The organism is Gordonia sp. (in: high G+C Gram-positive bacteria), from assembly GCF_047600385.1.
Taxonomy (GTDB): domain Bacteria; phylum Actinomycetota; class Actinomycetes; order Mycobacteriales; family Mycobacteriaceae; genus Gordonia.
This window is the reverse complement of sequence record NZ_JASGKZ010000001.1, coordinates 2,938,507-2,954,047: the sequence shown is the minus strand read 5'-3', so window position 1 is coordinate 2,954,047 and position 15,541 is coordinate 2,938,507. Positions and strand designations below refer to the sequence as shown.

The window sequence follows — 15,541 nt, the reverse complement described above, 5'->3', positions numbered from 1 at the left end:
CATCGTTCTCACCGGTTTCTTCACACGTTCGGGGGCGACGGTCCGCCGCACCCTCCTCAACGCAGGCGCAGGATCGCCGAGTAGAGCGCCGGGGTGAAGGTGAGCATCACCGCGAACACCGCCGACCGGAACTGGCGCCCGCCGAGCAGGACGGGAAGATCACGCAGGTCGATGCCGGCGCGCACGCGGGCGATCGCCTCGTCGTACAGTTCCGGTCGGGTCGACGCGGCGTGATCGGCGCGCATCGCCACGTGCGCCACCGAGATCAGGATCTGCCGGTACCAGAAGGCGACGAACTCGTGGTCGCGCGTCCCGTCCGCGGCGGCGGTCATCTCCCGCACCTCGTCGCCGACGGTGAACAGATCGAAGGTGCTCGGTCGCAGCGCCGTGGACAGCGAATCCTCCCGGTAGAGGTAGCCGTACAGGGGAGTGTCGACCATGGCGACCCGCTCGGCGGCGAGGGCGATGCGCAGGTTCGGCGTCAGGTCCTCGTAGGCCTGGTCCTCCGCCCACGGCGACTCGCCGAGCAGCGCACGACGATAGAGCTTGGTGCACGCGTACGCCTTCGCGCGGCCCGCGAGCAGTTCCCGCGCGTAGACCGCACCGGTGACGACCGGTGCGGGAGCCGGACTCTCGTCGATCTGAAGGACCCGCCCGGACTCGTCGACGCGCCGCGTACGGCAGACGGCGAAGTCCGCCTCCGCCCCCCGCAGGGCCCGCGTCAGGGTTTCGACGAACGACGGATCGGCGGTGTCGTCGCTGTCGAGGAACCACACCAGATCGGTGTCCAGGGCCCGCAGTCCCGTGTTCCGCGCCCGACCGAGACCCCCGTTGCGCGGCTGAGTGATCAGCGTGAAGTCCCCGTCGTGCTCGCGCAGCACCGACTGCGCGACGTCGATCGAGTCGTCTCCGCCGCGGTCGTCGACCAACACGATCGCGTCGACGGGTCGGGTCTGGGCGAGGACGGACTCCAGGCATCCCCGCACGTACCGTGTGCACCGGTACACGGGGATCACCACGCCCACCGTCGGCGCGGAACCGGTCACCGCGTCACGAGCTCCCGGTCCAGGAGCGGAAGCACCTGCTCGGCGACTCGGCGTGCTTCGGCCGCCAGCGGCCACCCCGACAGGATCCAGTGGTCGATCCCGCATTCCGCGGACAGCCGGTCGATGGTGTCGGCGACCGTCCGGGGGCTCCCGACGAGATAGTTGCCCGAGCCCTTCCCGGCGATGTCGAACGGCGGTTCGCCCGAGGTCCACGTCGTCAGCCCCGCGGCGAGACCCGGCTGGAACTCCAGTTCGTCACGACCGGGCAGTCGGCCCGCCCGGAGCGCGTCGATACGGGCCTGGACCTGGGGATCGTCGCTGCCGATCTCGTCCAGACCGGGGAATCCGAACGACCGCAGGTTCCGGTCGGCCAGGCGGGCGATCTCGGCGGGGTCGGTCTCGGAGAGCTGCCACTCGAAGTGCGCCCAGGCCTCGTCGTCGGTGTCCCGGACGATCACGCTCGCGACGACGCCGCACGGGAGGTCGCGGCCCTTCGCGGCGGCCGCCGCCCGCGCCGTGGCGAAGGTCTTGGTCAGCGCCTCGGGGCGGGACAGGAAGCTGAGGTACACGTCGAGCACCTCGGCGGCGTGGTGGAGGCCGGCCGGCGAGGCGCCCGTCCCCCAGAGCGGGAGCCGCTCCTGCCGCGGACCGGGGATCGCCGGCTTGTACTGCTTCCCCGCGGTGAAGTACTCGCCGTCGACCGCGGCGGTGTCGTCGTGGTACATCTCCCGGACGGTCTTCCAGTACTCCTCGGAGACCCGGTAGCGCTCGTCCTTGCCCTCGAACCGCCCGTACCGGTTCAGGACCGGATCGGCGCCGTTGACCTGATTGATGATCAGTCGCCCGCCGGAGTAGTGGTCGAAGACCTGCGCCTGCTCGGCCATCAGGGCCGGCGGCTTGACGCCGGGATACTCGGGGATCAGAAACCGCAGCTTCTCGGTGGCCGAGACCAGCGCGATCGGTTCGCGCGCGGTGCACAGCACACCGTAGTACCCGAGCCGGTCGATCTCGGCGGCGACGCCGCGCAGATGGTCGAGCGAGGGCGGAACCCGATGCTCGGCCTGCCACGGGACCTCGCCGTCGGCGTGGTTCAGGTACCAGAGGAAACGGCGGTCTTCGGTCACTTCTTCGATCCCCGATGGAGTTTGCGTTCGTAGTTGATGGTGCGGAGCACGCGCATCCCGTCGCTGAACGCGTTGAGGTTGCTGCTGCCGTGGATCCGGCACCGCTCGTGGCTGCCGACCTCCTGGATCTTCTTGCCCGCCCGGATCATACGCACGTTGATCACGGTCTCCACCTCGAAGCCGTCGCCCCACTGCGGCTCCTCGGCACGGATGTCGGGCAGGTCCAGAACCGGGAGGTTGGTCCGCCAGAAGGCGTTGTACCCGTAGCAGAGGTCCTTGTACTGCGCCTTGAAGATCCGGTTGACCAGCCAGTTCAGTCCCTTGTTGCCGAGGGCACGGACGAAGGTGATGTCGTCGCTGCCGCCGCCGTTGGAGAAACGGCTGCCCTTGGCCAGGTCGGCGCCGTCGAGCAGGGCGTCGACGAAGTCGGGGATCTCCGCCGGATCGGTGGAGCCGTCGGCGTCGATCATCACGATGATGTCGGCGGTGGCGTGCGCGAATCCGCAGGCCAGCGCGTTGCCCTTGCCGGCCCGGGTCTGGTTGACGATCACGGCCTCGGGCCAGAGCTCCCGGGCCACCTCGACCGTGTCGTCCACGGAGTTGCCGTCGACGACGATGATCTCGTCCACCTCGGGCATCCGCTCGGCGACGAACGGGAGGTTCTTGGCCTCGTTCATCGCCGGCACGATCACCGCGACGGTCGCGAGACCGCGACCGACGGACTGGGGCTTGGGTTGTGCGGCACTCTTGGACATGGTTCCGAACTCCTCATCGATGAACTCGGCTTCGAACTCGACCATCTGTTCGCTTCCGGGAACACGGGCTGACGTTCGGGTGGACTCTGATTCGTCGTAAACCTCGGTCACTGTCGTCTCAATTCCTCTGCATCGCCTGATGTCGCCTTGTCGTGTGTGGCCGCCGCCGCCCCGGTTGGCCACGACCACTTTAAGCACGTTAGGTTAGCCTGACCGAAAGGCAACAGAGGATAGTGGTCACCATCACAAGCTTCAAGCAGAATCCGCAGAATCTCCGGACTCAGGTCGCGATCATCGGCGCGGGACCCGCCGGCCTGAGTCTCGCCCACATGCTGCTCCGTCAGGGCATCGACGCGATCGTGCTGGAACAGCGCGACGAGGCGTACGTCCGGGCGCGCGTGCGCGCGGGCGTGCTGGAGCAGACCACCGTCGACGTCCTCGACCAGCTCGGCCTGGCCGACCGACTGTACGCCGAGGCGCTCCGGCACGACGGCTTCTACCTCCGCTTCGACCGGAGCACCCACAAGCTCGACTTCCATGCCGACACCGGCCGCAACGCCTGGGTGTACGGGCAGGCGGAAGTGGTCGCCGACCTGATCGACGACCTGAAGAAGCGGGATCGGCCGGTCGTCTTCGAGGCCGCCGACGTGTCCGTCGACGGGTACCTGACCGGGCGCCCCGAGGTGGCCTACACCGACGGCGAAGGCCGCCGCCGGGTGATCGAGGCCGATTTCGTCGCCGGATGCGACGGCTTCCACGGCGTGTGCCGCGCCACCGTCGCCGACCGGATCGCGACCGCCGAGCGCAGCTATCCGTTCGCCTGGCTCGGGATCCTCGCCCACAGCACCCCGGTGACCGCCGAGGGCATGTACACCGCCCATCCCGACGGGCTGGCCGTGCACAGCATGCGCGGCCCCCACATCACCCGCCAGTACCTGCAGGTGCCCGCCGACACCGACCTCGACGCCTGGTCCGACGAGCGGATCTGGGCCGAGCTGCGGCGCCGCAGCGCGGCCGACGACTGGCCCGAACTGGAGACCGGCGAGGTGTTCGAGAAGAGCCTCGCCCCGCTGCGCAGCCTGGTCTCCGAGCCCATGCGCGTGGGCTCACTGTTCCTTCTCGGCGACGCCGCGCACATCGTTCCGCCGACCGGCGCGAAGGGGCTCAACCTCGCGGTCTCCGACGCGTGCGTGTTCTCCCACGCCGTCGGCGGTTTCTACGCGACCGGCCGGAAAGACCTGCTCGACGCCTATTCCGACACCGCGCTCGACCGCGTCTGGCAGGCGCAGGCCTTCTCCTGGAACCTCACCTCGATGCTGCATCGGTTCGACGACGACGGCTTCGACTGGCCGCTGCGCCGCGCCCGGCTGCAGCGGCTCGTGGACTGCGACGACGACCGCCGCGCGATCGGTCACGTCTACCTCGGCCTCCCCTTCCCCACCGCTTGGCGCTACGAGTGAGCGACGTGCCGCCGGTGCTCGACCACCCGGCTGATGCGGGGCGCCTCGTCCTCGGCGATGCCGAACTCCGTGGCGAGCACGGCGGCGAGCTCGTCGTGCGGGACCGGTCGTTCGACGCGGTCGTCGCCGGCGAGCTCGATCAACCGGTAGTCGATGACGCGGTCGGCGCCGAGACGTCCGGCGAGGGTCACCCGACCGCCGTCCCGCGGGAGCGTGCACACCACCGAGGCGGTGATCCGCGACTCGGACGACGAGCTGTGCCAGCGCGCGACGTCGTCGAACTCGTCGAGCGTCCGGGCCCGCGGGATCAGGTGGTAGCCGGCGCCCCCCGTCGTGACGTGGAGGCTGGCCGGATCGGCCGCGTCGACCCGCTGCCAGATGGCTTCGCCCCCGAAACCGACGTCGACCAGGATCTCTCCCCCGTCCTCGTCGTCGATCACGACCGCCATGTGGCCGCCCTCCGGTCCCAGGCCCCGCTCGGAGCGCACGCGCGCACCCCACAGCCGGGCTTCGACCCCGAGCCGCTCCAGCACCATCGCGAGGAGTCCGTTCAGCTGGTAGCAGACTCCCCCGAGGCGGCGTTCGACGAGCCGGTCGACGATCACGACCGGATCGACGGTGAAGCAGCCGCCGAGGTGGACGAGCATGTTGTCGAACGGGATCGCACGATGCTGCGCGTCGGCGAGACGACGGACGAGTTCGACGTCCGAGTCGACCTCCGGCACACCGGCCAACCCGATCCGATCCAGGTAATCGGCTATAACCAAGCTCACATTTCGCTGAGTCATACCAGTAGCATAGGCTACCCTTATTCAATCGCAGGAGGCTCCCCGCATGACTGACAACCGCAGAGCGCTGACCATGTCGCTCGACGGCAAGAGTGTCCGCATGAACCGTCTTTTCTCCGCGTCGACCGGTCGGGGCCTGATCGTCCCGATGGACCACTCGGTGACGGTCGGTCCGCTGGGCCACCATGCGCACGCCGACGAACTCGCCGCGATCCTCGACGGCGCCGGCGCCGACGCGATCGTCGTGCACAAGGGTCGTGCGCGGCACCTCGACCCGGCGAACCTGCGTTCGCTGCGCCTGGTGGTGCACCTGTCCGCGGGGACCTCCCTCTCGGTGGACACCACCAGCAAGGTGCTGGTCGGCTCCGTCGAGGAGGCCCTGATCCTCGGCGCCGATGCGGTGAGCGTGCACGTGAACGTCGGCTCCCCCACCGAGAATCAGCAGCTCACCGACCTCGGTGCCGTCGCCGCCGAGTGCGCCCGCCTGGGCATGCCGCTGATGGCGATGATGTATCACCGCGGACTCGGCGACATCCCCGACGTCCCGACCGTGCAGACCCTCTCGCATTCTGGCGGCGATCGCCACCGACCTGGGCGCCGACATCGTCAAACTCGACTACGCGGGCGACCCGGAGTCCATGGACGCCGTGGTGGCGACCTGTCCGCTGCCCATCGTCGTGGCCGGCGGCGCCGCCACCAACGACGACCACGCCATCGACCTCGGCAGCGAGATCGCCGAGTCCGGCGTCGCGGGCCTGAGCTTCGGAAGGCAGATCTTCCACGCCGCCGAGCCGTCCCGCGTCGCGGGGGCGCTGGCACGCCGCCTGCACAGCCGCACCGGTCGCGCCGCGGCCCGCAGCCTGGCCCCGGTGTAAGGGCTTCTGCACCACGACGAACGCCCGGTTCCACGGTCACCTCTCCATCGGAGACCGTGGAACCGGGCGTTCGTTTCGTCGTGCTCACCGATGCGCTGTCGGCGTGTTCCGACGATGCCGGATCGGTTCACCCCGCCCGGATACGGATTCCGGCCCGGTACGTCACGTGACGTACCGGGCCGGAATCCGTCGCACACCGCGACGACGACACTCGAGCACTCAGTGCAGCGGATGTCGGCGCACAGCGGGTGTCAGCCCGCGAGCACGGGAGTCATGACCGACTCGATGGCACCGGACAGATAGCGGCCGTAGTCGACCGTGATGTGGTGCTGTCCCGCATACACGAGCCGGTCGGCGACGACCGCCGGACACGTCGACGCACAGAACCACGGTCCGATGTCGATGTAGGTGCCGCCGACAGCGGTCGCGGCCTCCGACCAGCTGCTCTGACCGGGGACCTCATCGGCGGGCAGCGCGCAGGCGGTCAGATCCTCCGGATGCTCGGCGACGCACTCCGACGGCGAGCCGTTCGACGGATGCGGCGGGTTGCCGAGGAAGAACACCGACGTTCCCTCCGGCAGCTGCTCCGCGGTCTTCACCAGACCGTCCCGCCAGATCTGCGGGGTCATCGTGGTGTCGGGGCCGAGGTTCTCTCCGTACCAACCCGCCATGACCACGGCCTGGGCCTTCTGCTCTTTGACGACGTTCATCCGCCATTTCTGCCAGGCATCGCACTCGGTGAACTCACGCTTGAACTGCCACTGGTAGTACTTCATCGTGGCCGGCCCGCAGTTGTTCTTGGCCAGCACCAGAACCCGCCAGCCCTTCCGCTTCCCGATCTCGTCGAAAGCACCGTGCCACTGGACCGCGCCGGAGTCGCCGAGGAGGACCATCGTCTTCTCGCTCTTCACGTCGCCGAGCACGCACGGATCCAGATCTTTGAGTTCGGTCTCCTCCCGCCCCGGATCGCAACCCTCGATGGTCCAGGCCGACTCGTCGTCACCGGCGGCCTCCCGCAGTCGGCTCGGCGAGATCGAACTCGGGAGCTTCTTCGCCGCCGTGGCACTCTGTACCGCTGCCACCACCTCCGCCGCGGGCACCGCTTTCGCCGCGGCGGTCACGTCGTCCTGCGAGGACGTCTGCTCCGCGGTGGTACATGCGGTGAGGGTCAGTGCAGCACAGACGGCCACCACCCCCGCCGTTCTCTTCGTGAATCGTCTGATCGACACGATCATCCCTTTCCCATCGGTGAGAAGAGCTGCTGAATCAGCGGCTCGGTGAGGTCCCAGCGCCAACGTTCGATCGCGGCGACGACGAAGACGGTCGCCATGCCGACCGGGACGATCGCCATGCTCGTCCACGGACGTGCCGCCAAGAAGGTCGACTTCCGGATCGGGTCCTCGAAGAAGTGGTACATGACGGCGGCACCGGCGAAGGCCGCGCAGACGAGAAGCACCTGCGTCGTCACGGCGACGTCGTCGTCCATCCGTATCGCGACGATCGTGAACAGCGGCCAGTGGACCAGGTACAGCGAATACGAGAGATCGCCGACATAGCGCGGCACCGTGGTCGAAAGCAGCCGGCCGGGCACCGCGCCGGACGGAACCATGCCGGACACGATCAGCGCACCGGCACCCAGTACCGGGATCGCCGCGATCCAGCCCGGGAACACCGCGTCCTCGTCGAGTGCGATGACCGCCCACGCGATCGCCGTCGCACCGGCCCAGCCGAGTACCGCCGAGGAGGCTGCGGACAGACGCCGCACCAGGGACGGCTCGACCACGGCGATCAGGCAGCCGATCGCGAGCTCCCAGGCCCTGGTGAAGGGCGAGAAGTACGCGGCGGTCCCGTCCTCCGGCGTGGCGACGACGGAGTGCCAATAGCTCGCGGTGATCGCGACGACGAGCATCGTCCCGAGCGTCTGTCGCAGTGCGAGCTTCTCGACTCTGGCGACGACGGCGACGGCGATCAGCACCAGGAGCGGCCAGAGCAGGTAGAACTGCTCCTCCACGGCGAGCGACCAGTAATGCTGCAGTGCCGACGGGTCGCTGCCGAGCATCGCGTAGTCGGAGCCGGTCGCGATGAAATGGAAGTTCGCCAAGAAGAGCGCGGCCGCCGTCGCATCCGGCAGGATCTGCGCCCCGCGGATGAAGTTGGTGAACTCGAAAGTCGCGATGACGGTGCAGACGACGACCAGGGTCGCAGCCGGGACGATCCGACGTGCTCGCTTGGCGTAGAAGTCGACGAACCAGTCACGGGCCTCTCGACGTTCTCCCGTGCGGACCAGCATCCTCGTGATGACGTAACCCGAGATCACGAAGAAGACGTCGACACCGATGAAACCGCCGCCGAAGCCGGGCACTCCGACGTGATTGAGGACGACGACGAGCACGGCCACGGCCCGGAGACCCTGGATGTCACCTCTCCGACCCGAACTCCGGGATTCATCATCGCCTTCGACGATCGGGCGCTGCGCACCGAGGGTGCCGGTCATGAATCCTCAACTCTCGTCATCGGTCGGAAGAGTGCACGCCTCCCACCGACAGTCTGAAAAACTCCTTAAGAATAAGGCCTAAGTTCGGTTAGGCAAACCTAATACCTGGGTTAGTGGCGCACATTACAGCGGCAGATCTCCGCCGAAGGCCCGGACGGCCGACGTTCCGCCTCGCGCCACCGGCACCGGCGACGCGGTCGGATTCCGGCGACCGATCCGTGCGGTCGGCCCCGGAGAGAGCGGACCCGCGCGCAGGGAGCCCGGCGCGTCAACCGACGAGGGCCGGCTCCATGACCTCCTGGATCGCCCCCGACAGATAGCGGCCGTAATCGACATCGATGTGGTGCTTGTCACGCGCGTACACGATGCGATCGGCGATCACCGACGGACAGGTCTTGTGGCAGAACCACGAGTCGACGTCGATGTACGTGCCGCCGACCGATTTGGCCGCCGACTTCCATCCCGACTGGTCAGGCAGGACCCGGGACGCCGGGTAGGAGCACTTGGTGAGGTCGTTCCGATTCTTCTCCAGGCATGCCACCGGATCGTCGACCGGCGGATGCGGCGGATTGCCGAACATGAAGATCTTGGCGGCAGCCGGATACCCGTCCACGGACTCGACCAGAGCATCACGCCAGATCTCCGGTGTCGTCTCCCGGTCGGGACCGAGGTTCTCGCCGTACCATCCGGCCATCACCACGATCTCGGCCTTCTCCTGCTGGATCATCCGCGTCCGCCATTTCTGCCACGCGTCGCATTCACGGAACTCCCGCTTCAGCTGCCACTGGTAGTACTGCATCGCGGCCGGCCCGCAGTTGTTCTTCACGAGCATGATCACTCGCCATCCGGTCCGCTTCCCGATGAGATCCATCGCGCCGTGCCACTGCGCAGCGCCCACGTCGCCGACCAGGACCATCGTCCGTGCTCCGTCGACGTCTCCGATCGTGCACGGCCGGAGATCGTCCAGCTTCGTCTCGCCGAGATCGGGATTGCAGTCCTTGACGGCCCACCCGCCGGAATCCTTGCCCGCCGCCTGCAGTCGGGCGGAAGTGATCGAACTCGGCAGGACGGACAGCGTCGTGGCGGCGCGCACGGCCCCGAGCACCTCGGCCTGCGGGATCGCAGCGGGGACGGCCTTCTGATCGCTTTCACCTCCGGACTGGCACGCGGTCGACGCGAGCAGTCCACACACGGCCACGACGCCGATCAACGTCCGGGCGAGTCTCGTCACCATGAGGCGAATTTCCTTTCAGCACCTGTCAGCACAGCAGAGGGCCCATCGGCCCTCGGAACACCCTGAATAGTAGGTTAGGCAAACCTATAGAAGCGAAATCGGGGACTACTTCCGAATCCGGGCGACGACACCGTGATGATCGGAGCCGGGCAACTCGACCCGTTCGAACGACATCGCCGTCGGCGTGCGATCCGTCCAGCCCGGACCGGTGAGCACACGGTCGATGGCCAACACCGCAGGCACCAGGGCACGATTGGCCGGATAGGTCGCGACCACTCCCGCCCCGGTGCTCTCCGCCGCATCCACGGTCCCCGACTCCTCGATCAGCCGACGCAGCGGGACGTGATCATAGGTGGAGTTGAAGTCGCCGCCGGCGATCGTCGGCAGCGGTTCGTCCCGCAGGAGGCCGGTGAGCCGTCGGAGTTCGAGTTCCCACCGCCAGGCGGGCTGCGGCCACGGGGGCAGCGGATGCAGTGCGTACACGGCGAAACGCTCGCCGTCGATCACGGCCTCCGCTCGGGCGTTGGCCATCTTGAATCCGTCGAGTCGCGTGCCGTTCTCCAGCGGGAACCGCGAGAAGATGCCGATGCCGCCGCCTTCCTTGACCGGATAGGTCACCGCGTGCGGCAGATCGCGGACGATCGACGACCCCTGGATCCGGGTGAGCGCGTCATCGGTGAGTTCCGAGACGGTGAGGACGTCGACGTCGTTCTCGTGCACCGTGCGGGCGAGCGCACCGATGTCGGCCCGGCCGAGATAGATGTTGGCCTGGAGGACGGTCAGCTCGTCGTCGCCGCGCGGTTCGGTGGTTCCCAGGTAGAGCGGCAGCTGGGTGGCGACGCCCGCGGCGACCACCAGGACTCCGAGCGCGATCACCCAGCCCCGCCGGGTGAACAGCGCGAGGATCACTCCGGCCGCCGCGGCGAGGATCATGCACGGTGCGACGGAGGCGAACCGCGCGACCGTGTTGCTCGTGACGCCGAGATAGTGCAGGACGACGGCGGCCGACCCGAGGACGTACGAGGCGAGGGAGACGAGAATCAGCAGCCGACGGATCACGGGGTCAAGGATAGGCGACCCTCACTGAGAGGCGTCTGTGCCCGACCCACGCCTGCTGAGCCCGACCCCGACCCACGCGGTCTGGCTCGACCCACGCAGACTGAGTCCTGCCCACGCCTGCTGAGCCCGAACCACGCCGGCTGAGCCCGGGCGTGAACGAAGTGAGCGCCCGGTGTCGAAGCCTCCCGTCGTCGGTGCGAGGATCTGTCCCCATGACGTTCGAGTCGGTCCGCGCCGCCTACCGAGCACGGGTGCACGAGTACATCGCCGCCGTCGGCCGGATCGACGACGTCGACGCCCTCGACCTCGCGCTGATCTCCGGCTGGGCCCGCCGGATCGAGGGGCCGATCCTCGACGTCGGCTGCGGTCCCGGCCAGTGGACGCACCATCTCCGGGAACTCGGGTGCGACGTCTCCGGCCTCGACCCCGTGCCGGAGTTCGTGGCGCGGGCGCGCGCCGACCACCCCGACTGCGAGTTCCGACTCGGTCGCGCGCAGCGCCTCGACGTCGACGACGACGCCCTCGGCGGCGTGCTCGCGTGGTATTCGCTCATCCACGCCGAACCGGAGGACGTCCGCGCCGGACTCGCCGAATTCGCACGCTGCGTGCGGCCCGGAGGTGCGCTGGCCGTCGGATTCTTCGCCGGCGACCGACTCGAGCGATTCGACCACGCGGTCGTCTCCGCGTTCCGGTGGCCGGTCGATCTGCTCGCCGGAGCGGTCGAGGAGGCGGGGTTCGCCGTCACCCGCACCGAGACCCGACCGCTGCGGCCCGGGCGCCGCCACGGCGCGCTTCTCGCGGTTCGGACGAGCGGAAGCGACGGAGACCGACCCCGCCGTGATCTCGCACCGGGCCCACGATCCGGGTGACACGCCGGTCCGTGTCGGCCGTTGCGAAATAACGGCCCACGAGGGAGATGCTCCCTCGTGTCCTGGTATCTCGCAACGGCCGACCACCGAGAAGACCTCCGTCTAGACTCCCGGGGTGACCACCTGCCCGTCGTACCTCGCACTCCCGGCACCTCGAGTCGAGGCGACTCTCACCGACGAACAGATCCGGCGGGTCGCGCGGTCCGGGGCCCGGATCATCGTGCGGCAGATCGCGGTCGGCGCGATCCTCGTGCTGATCCTGATCGGCGGACTGATCGCGGTGAGCGAGCGGACGTGGTCCGCACTGGCGTTCTACCTCGCACTGATCGCCGTGATCGGCGGAGCCTGCGGGTTCCTCCTGCGCCGCTACACCCGGACCCTGCACACCGTTTTGACCGGTGGAGCACCCGCACCCGAATACCCGGTGTCCGCCGTCGCCGGTCCCCTCGCGTTCGACTACTCGGTCGTCGGCCGATCGGTCGGGCGCCTGTACTACAGCACCGTCTCGTCGGTGAAGGTCCTCGGCGACGCCGTCATCGTGTATCGCGGTCGATCGATCGCGACCGTTCCGCGTGTCCTGGTCGACGATGCCCTGCTCGCCCGGTTCCGCGGACACGCCCCGCCGCCGCAGATTCCGCAGGGCTCGGAGATCACGCTTCCCGCACCGCAGTACACCGTCGTCCACCCCGCCGCCGAGGTCGCCGCACTGATCAAGACTCCGGTCCGCCGGACGGCGAATCGCGTCGGTGCGGCGCTCCTCGTGATCTTCGGGGTGCCCGTCGTGATCATCGCGGTGATCGGCCTCTCGACGCCTTCGAAGTCGCTGCTCGCGAAAGTACTGTTCTTTCTGATCATGCTGATCCCGGTCACGGTGCCGCCGCTGATCCTGTGGTTCATGATCCGCAGACAGTACGCTCAGGGGTTGGCGGCGGTCGTGACCGGTGGTGAGCCCGGACCCGCCTACCGATTCAGCTGCATCCACGGCGACGACCACGTCGATCTCGCACTCGACGGGCGCTACGCCACCCGTCTGCCCTTCGAGGCGTTGAGCCGCGTCCGCGTGTTCGACCGGACCGTGCTCCTGTACGTCGGCGACGTCCTGCTGACCGTCGTGCCGCGGGAACTGTTCCCCGACGACGTCCTGAGCGGGATGGAAGCCGCCGGAGTGACCGTCAAGCGAGTTCGATGAGCTCCTGGTACTCGTCAGACCAGTGGTCCTCGGTGCCGTCGGGCAGCAGGATCACGCGCTGCGGTTCCAGGGCGGCGGCCGCACCGGGATCGTGCGTCACCAGCACGACGGCGCCGGTGTAGCTGCGCAGCGCCTCGAGCACCTGCTCGCGGGAGATCGGGTCGAGGTTGTTGGTCGGCTCGTCGAGCAGCAGCACGTTGGCCGCCGACGACACCAGTCCGGCCAGTGCCAGACGGGTCTTCTCACCGCCCGAGAGCGTCCCGGCCGGCTGCTCCAGCTGCGGACCGGAGAACATGAACGCGCCGAGCAGTCCGCGCAGGTCCTGCTCCCCCGCGTCGGGCGCCGCGTGCCGGATGTTCTCCCACACCGAGGCGTCGTCGTCGAGCGTGTCGTGCTCCTGCGCGAAGTAGCCGAGTTTGAGCCCGTACCCGGGTTCGATGATCCCCAGGTCCGGTTTCTCGGTGCCGGCGAGGAGCCTGAGCAGCGTCGTCTTACCGGCGCCGTTGAGGCCGAGGACGACGACGCGGCTGCCCTTGTCGATCGCCAGGTCGACGCCGGTGAAGATCTCCAGCGAGCCGTACACCTTGGTCAGTCCGGACGCCATGAGCGGGGTCTTGCCGCACGGCGCGGGCTCGGGGAAGCGGATGGTCGCGGTCCGGTCGGCCACGCGCTCCTCCTCGAGTTCGTCGATCATCTTCTCGGCGCGTTTGAGCATCTGCTGCGCCGCGGTGGCCTTGGTGGCCTTGGCGCCGAGTTTGGCGGCCTGCTCGCGCAGGGCGCCGGCCTTCTTCTCGGCGTTGGCGCGTTCGCGACGACGACGCTGCTCGTCCGTCGCGCGCTGGTCCAGATACCGTTTCCAGCCCATGTTGTAGACGTCCACCTCGCCGCGCACCGCGTCGAGGAACCACACCCGGTTCACCACGTCGGCCAGCAGGTCGACGTCGTGACTGATCACCACCAGGCCGCCCTCGTGGTTCTGCAGGAAGGTCCGCAGCCAGGAGATCGAGTCGGCGTCGAGGTGGTTGGTGGGCTCGTCGAGCAGCAGGGTGGTGTCGGACTTGCCGGAGCCGTCGGACGCGGCGAACAGGATGCGCGCCAGCTCCACGCGACGGCGCTGACCGCCGGACAGGGTGCGCAGCTCCTGGTCGAGGATGCGGTCGGGCAGGCCGAGGCTGCTGCAGATGCGGGCGGCCTCGGATTCGGCGAGGTAGCCGCCGAGCGCGCCGAATCGCTCCTCCAGTCGCGAGAACCGGTTGATCGCCTTGTCGCGCAGGCGGTCGTCGTCGGTCTCGGCCATGAGGGTCTGCTGCTTGGCCATCTGGGCGAGGATCTCGTCGAGTCCGCGCGCCGAGAGCACGCGGTCCTTCGCCAGGACCGACAGGTCGCCTTCCTTGGGGTCCTGCGGGAGGTAGCCGAGCGGACCGCTGCGGCGGACCGAACCCGCGTAGGGTTCGGTCTCACCGGCCAGGATCCGCAGACTCGTCGTCTTCCCCGCTCCGTTGCGGCCGACCAGGCCGATACGGTCGCCGGGTGCGATGCGCAGGGCATCCCCGGGAGCCGACAACAGGGTGCGGGCGCCGGCTCGAACCTCCAGATCCGTCGCGGTAATCACGACGAGCCATGCTACCGGCGGTCCGGCGACCCCCGAAATCGTGCGAGCACCGCGTGGTGGTCGCTGTCGGGGATCGCGATCCGACGGAACTCGATCGGCTCCGGTCCGCCGCGCGCCAGGATCCGGTCCAGGGCGAGCAGCGGCGGGAAGAACCGGTCGGCCGGATAGGTCCGCACCATGCCCGCGCCGGTGTGCTCGGCGGCGTCGAGCATGGCCGGACCGGTCGGCGCGGGCGCGGTGAGCGCCCGGAACGCGCGGTGGTCGTAGGTGGCGTTGTAGTCGCCGGCGGCGATCACCGGGCCGGTCGCGCCGCGGAACTCCGCGTGCAGCCGACCGAGTTCGGACCGCCACTGCGCCGAGGTGTCCGGGTACGGCGGCATCACGTGCAGGCCGTAGAACGTCAGCGGGGCCGCTCCGGGCACGTCGATCACGGTCCGCAGGTTGGGCAGCCAGAAACCGTCGAGCCGGGTGCGTTCGGTGATCGGGTACCGGGACAGGATGCCGCCGCCGTTCCCGGCCCGCGCGGGCCGGGTGTACGCGTGCGGCAGCCGCCGGAGGATGGACGACGACTCGATCGCCGCCAGCGCGGGCTCGGTCAGTTCGGTCACCGCGAGCAGGTCCACCTCCTCCGTGTTCACGACGTCGGCGAGCGCATCGACGTCGCCCTCGCCGAGCCCCAGATTGATCTGCAGGACCGTCAGCTCCGGCTCTGCGCCGTCGGACGAATCCAGGTACAGCGGCGCCTGCGTGCACAGCGAGACGAGCACCACGAGGAGGCCGCCGCCGACCAGTCGCCCGGAGCGCACGATCAGGGCCGTCGCCAGTCCGACGAGCGAGACCGCCATCAGATACGGGGCGAACGCCGCCGCGTTCACCAGCGGCCCGAGCGGGATCCGGGTGAAGTGCAGCCAGAACCCGCCCGCACCGATCAGCAGGCACAGCGCCGAGAACAGCAGGCCCGTCCGCCGCCACGGACCCGAGGCGTCCCAGCCCTCACGCATCCGACTCCACACCTGCACGACCCTATCGGGCCCCG

At 68.9% G+C, this 15,541-nt stretch carries 14 protein-coding genes and 1 pseudogene; 5 read left to right on the top strand and 10 right to left on the bottom strand.

The genetic code is table 11. The features are described 5' to 3' along the window. Positions 1-56: 56 nt before the first annotated feature. The 3 genes from QM809_RS13305 to QM809_RS13295 are packed head-to-tail and all read right to left on the bottom strand — an operon-like array spanning position 57 to position 2,925. Complete coding sequence (locus tag QM809_RS13305) at positions 57-1,046, bottom strand: glycosyltransferase family 2 protein (protein ID WP_415046232.1); 990 nt, start codon at positions 1,044-1,046, stop codon at positions 57-59. Next, positions 1,043-2,170, bottom strand: a complete 1,128-nt coding sequence (locus tag QM809_RS13300) for an LLM class flavin-dependent oxidoreductase (protein WP_415046231.1) — start codon at positions 2,168-2,170, stop codon at positions 1,043-1,045. The genes QM809_RS13305 and QM809_RS13300 overlap by 4 nt, the downstream gene beginning before the upstream one ends. Further along, the gene (locus QM809_RS13295) at positions 2,167-2,925 is read right to left on the bottom strand and encodes a glycosyltransferase family 2 protein (protein ID WP_415046230.1); all 759 of its coding nucleotides are present in this window, start codon (positions 2,923-2,925) and stop codon (positions 2,167-2,169) included. Before QM809_RS13295 ends, QM809_RS13300 begins: the two co-directional genes overlap by 4 nt. Before the next feature lie 329 nt (positions 2,926-3,254). Between QM809_RS13295 and QM809_RS13290 the strand changes: the two genes are divergently transcribed. Continuing rightward, positions 3,255-4,385, top strand: a complete 1,131-nt coding sequence (locus QM809_RS13290) for a 4-hydroxybenzoate 3-monooxygenase (RefSeq protein ID WP_415047088.1) — start codon at positions 3,255-3,257, stop codon at positions 4,383-4,385. Here the strand turns inward: QM809_RS13290 and QM809_RS13285 are convergent. Next, positions 4,376-5,173: an arylamine N-acetyltransferase family protein gene (locus QM809_RS13285; RefSeq protein ID WP_415046229.1), complete on the bottom strand. Its 798-nt coding sequence runs from the start codon at positions 5,171-5,173 to the stop codon at positions 4,376-4,378. The genes QM809_RS13290 and QM809_RS13285 overlap by 10 nt on opposite strands. A 46-nt stretch (positions 5,174-5,219) precedes the next feature. Between QM809_RS13285 and QM809_RS13280 the strand changes: the two are divergent. Next, positions 5,220-5,639, top strand: a pseudogene (locus tag QM809_RS13280) (transaldolase); the annotation flags it as partial. Positions 5,640-5,685: 46 nt separating this feature from the next. Then, a complete protein-coding gene (locus tag QM809_RS13275) occupies positions 5,686-6,048 on the top strand; it encodes a hypothetical protein (protein WP_415047087.1) in 363 nt (120 codons plus the stop codon). Between the two features lie 251 nt (positions 6,049-6,299). Here QM809_RS13275 and QM809_RS13270 read toward each other — a convergent pair whose 3' ends face one another. From QM809_RS13270 to QM809_RS13255, 4 genes are all read right to left on the bottom strand, one after another. Further along, positions 6,300-7,238, bottom strand: coding sequence for an SGNH hydrolase domain-containing protein (locus QM809_RS13270; RefSeq protein ID WP_415046228.1), 939 nt, complete (start codon positions 7,236-7,238; stop codon positions 6,300-6,302). Positions 7,239-7,279: 41 nt separating this feature from the next. Next, the gene (locus QM809_RS13265) at positions 7,280-8,542 is read right to left on the bottom strand and encodes an acyltransferase family protein (protein WP_415046227.1); all 1,263 of its coding nucleotides are present in this window, start codon (positions 8,540-8,542) and stop codon (positions 7,280-7,282) included. A 268-nt stretch (positions 8,543-8,810) separates the two neighbouring features. Continuing rightward, complete coding sequence (locus QM809_RS13260) at positions 8,811-9,776, bottom strand: SGNH hydrolase domain-containing protein (protein WP_415046226.1); 966 nt, start codon at positions 9,774-9,776, stop codon at positions 8,811-8,813. Between the two features lie 105 nt (positions 9,777-9,881). Further along, positions 9,882-10,835 carry an endonuclease/exonuclease/phosphatase family protein gene (locus QM809_RS13255; RefSeq protein WP_415046225.1) on the bottom strand — a complete coding sequence of 318 codons (954 nt, stop codon included), beginning with the start codon at positions 10,833-10,835 and terminating at the stop codon, positions 9,882-9,884. A gap of 212 nt (positions 10,836-11,047) precedes the next feature. Here QM809_RS13255 and QM809_RS13250 point away from each other — a divergent pair, with 212 nt between their 5' ends. Both QM809_RS13250 and QM809_RS13245 read left to right on the top strand, forming a co-directional pair. Further along, positions 11,048-11,704: a class I SAM-dependent methyltransferase gene (locus tag QM809_RS13250; RefSeq protein WP_415046224.1), complete on the top strand. Its 657-nt coding sequence runs from the start codon at positions 11,048-11,050 to the stop codon at positions 11,702-11,704. Between the two features lie 115 nt (positions 11,705-11,819). Then, positions 11,820-12,893 carry a hypothetical protein gene (locus QM809_RS13245; protein ID WP_415046223.1) on the top strand — a complete coding sequence of 358 codons (1,074 nt, stop codon included), beginning with the start codon at positions 11,820-11,822 and terminating at the stop codon, positions 12,891-12,893. Here the strand turns inward: QM809_RS13245 and QM809_RS13240 are convergent. Next, positions 12,877-14,505, bottom strand: a complete 1,629-nt coding sequence (locus QM809_RS13240) for an ABC-F family ATP-binding cassette domain-containing protein (protein ID WP_415046222.1) — start codon at positions 14,503-14,505, stop codon at positions 12,877-12,879. The genes QM809_RS13245 and QM809_RS13240 overlap by 17 nt on opposite strands. A gap of 11 nt (positions 14,506-14,516) precedes the next feature. Next, positions 14,517-15,506, bottom strand: a complete 990-nt coding sequence (locus QM809_RS13235) for an endonuclease/exonuclease/phosphatase family protein (RefSeq protein WP_415046221.1) — start codon at positions 15,504-15,506, stop codon at positions 14,517-14,519. Positions 15,507-15,541 lie beyond the last annotated feature (35 nt).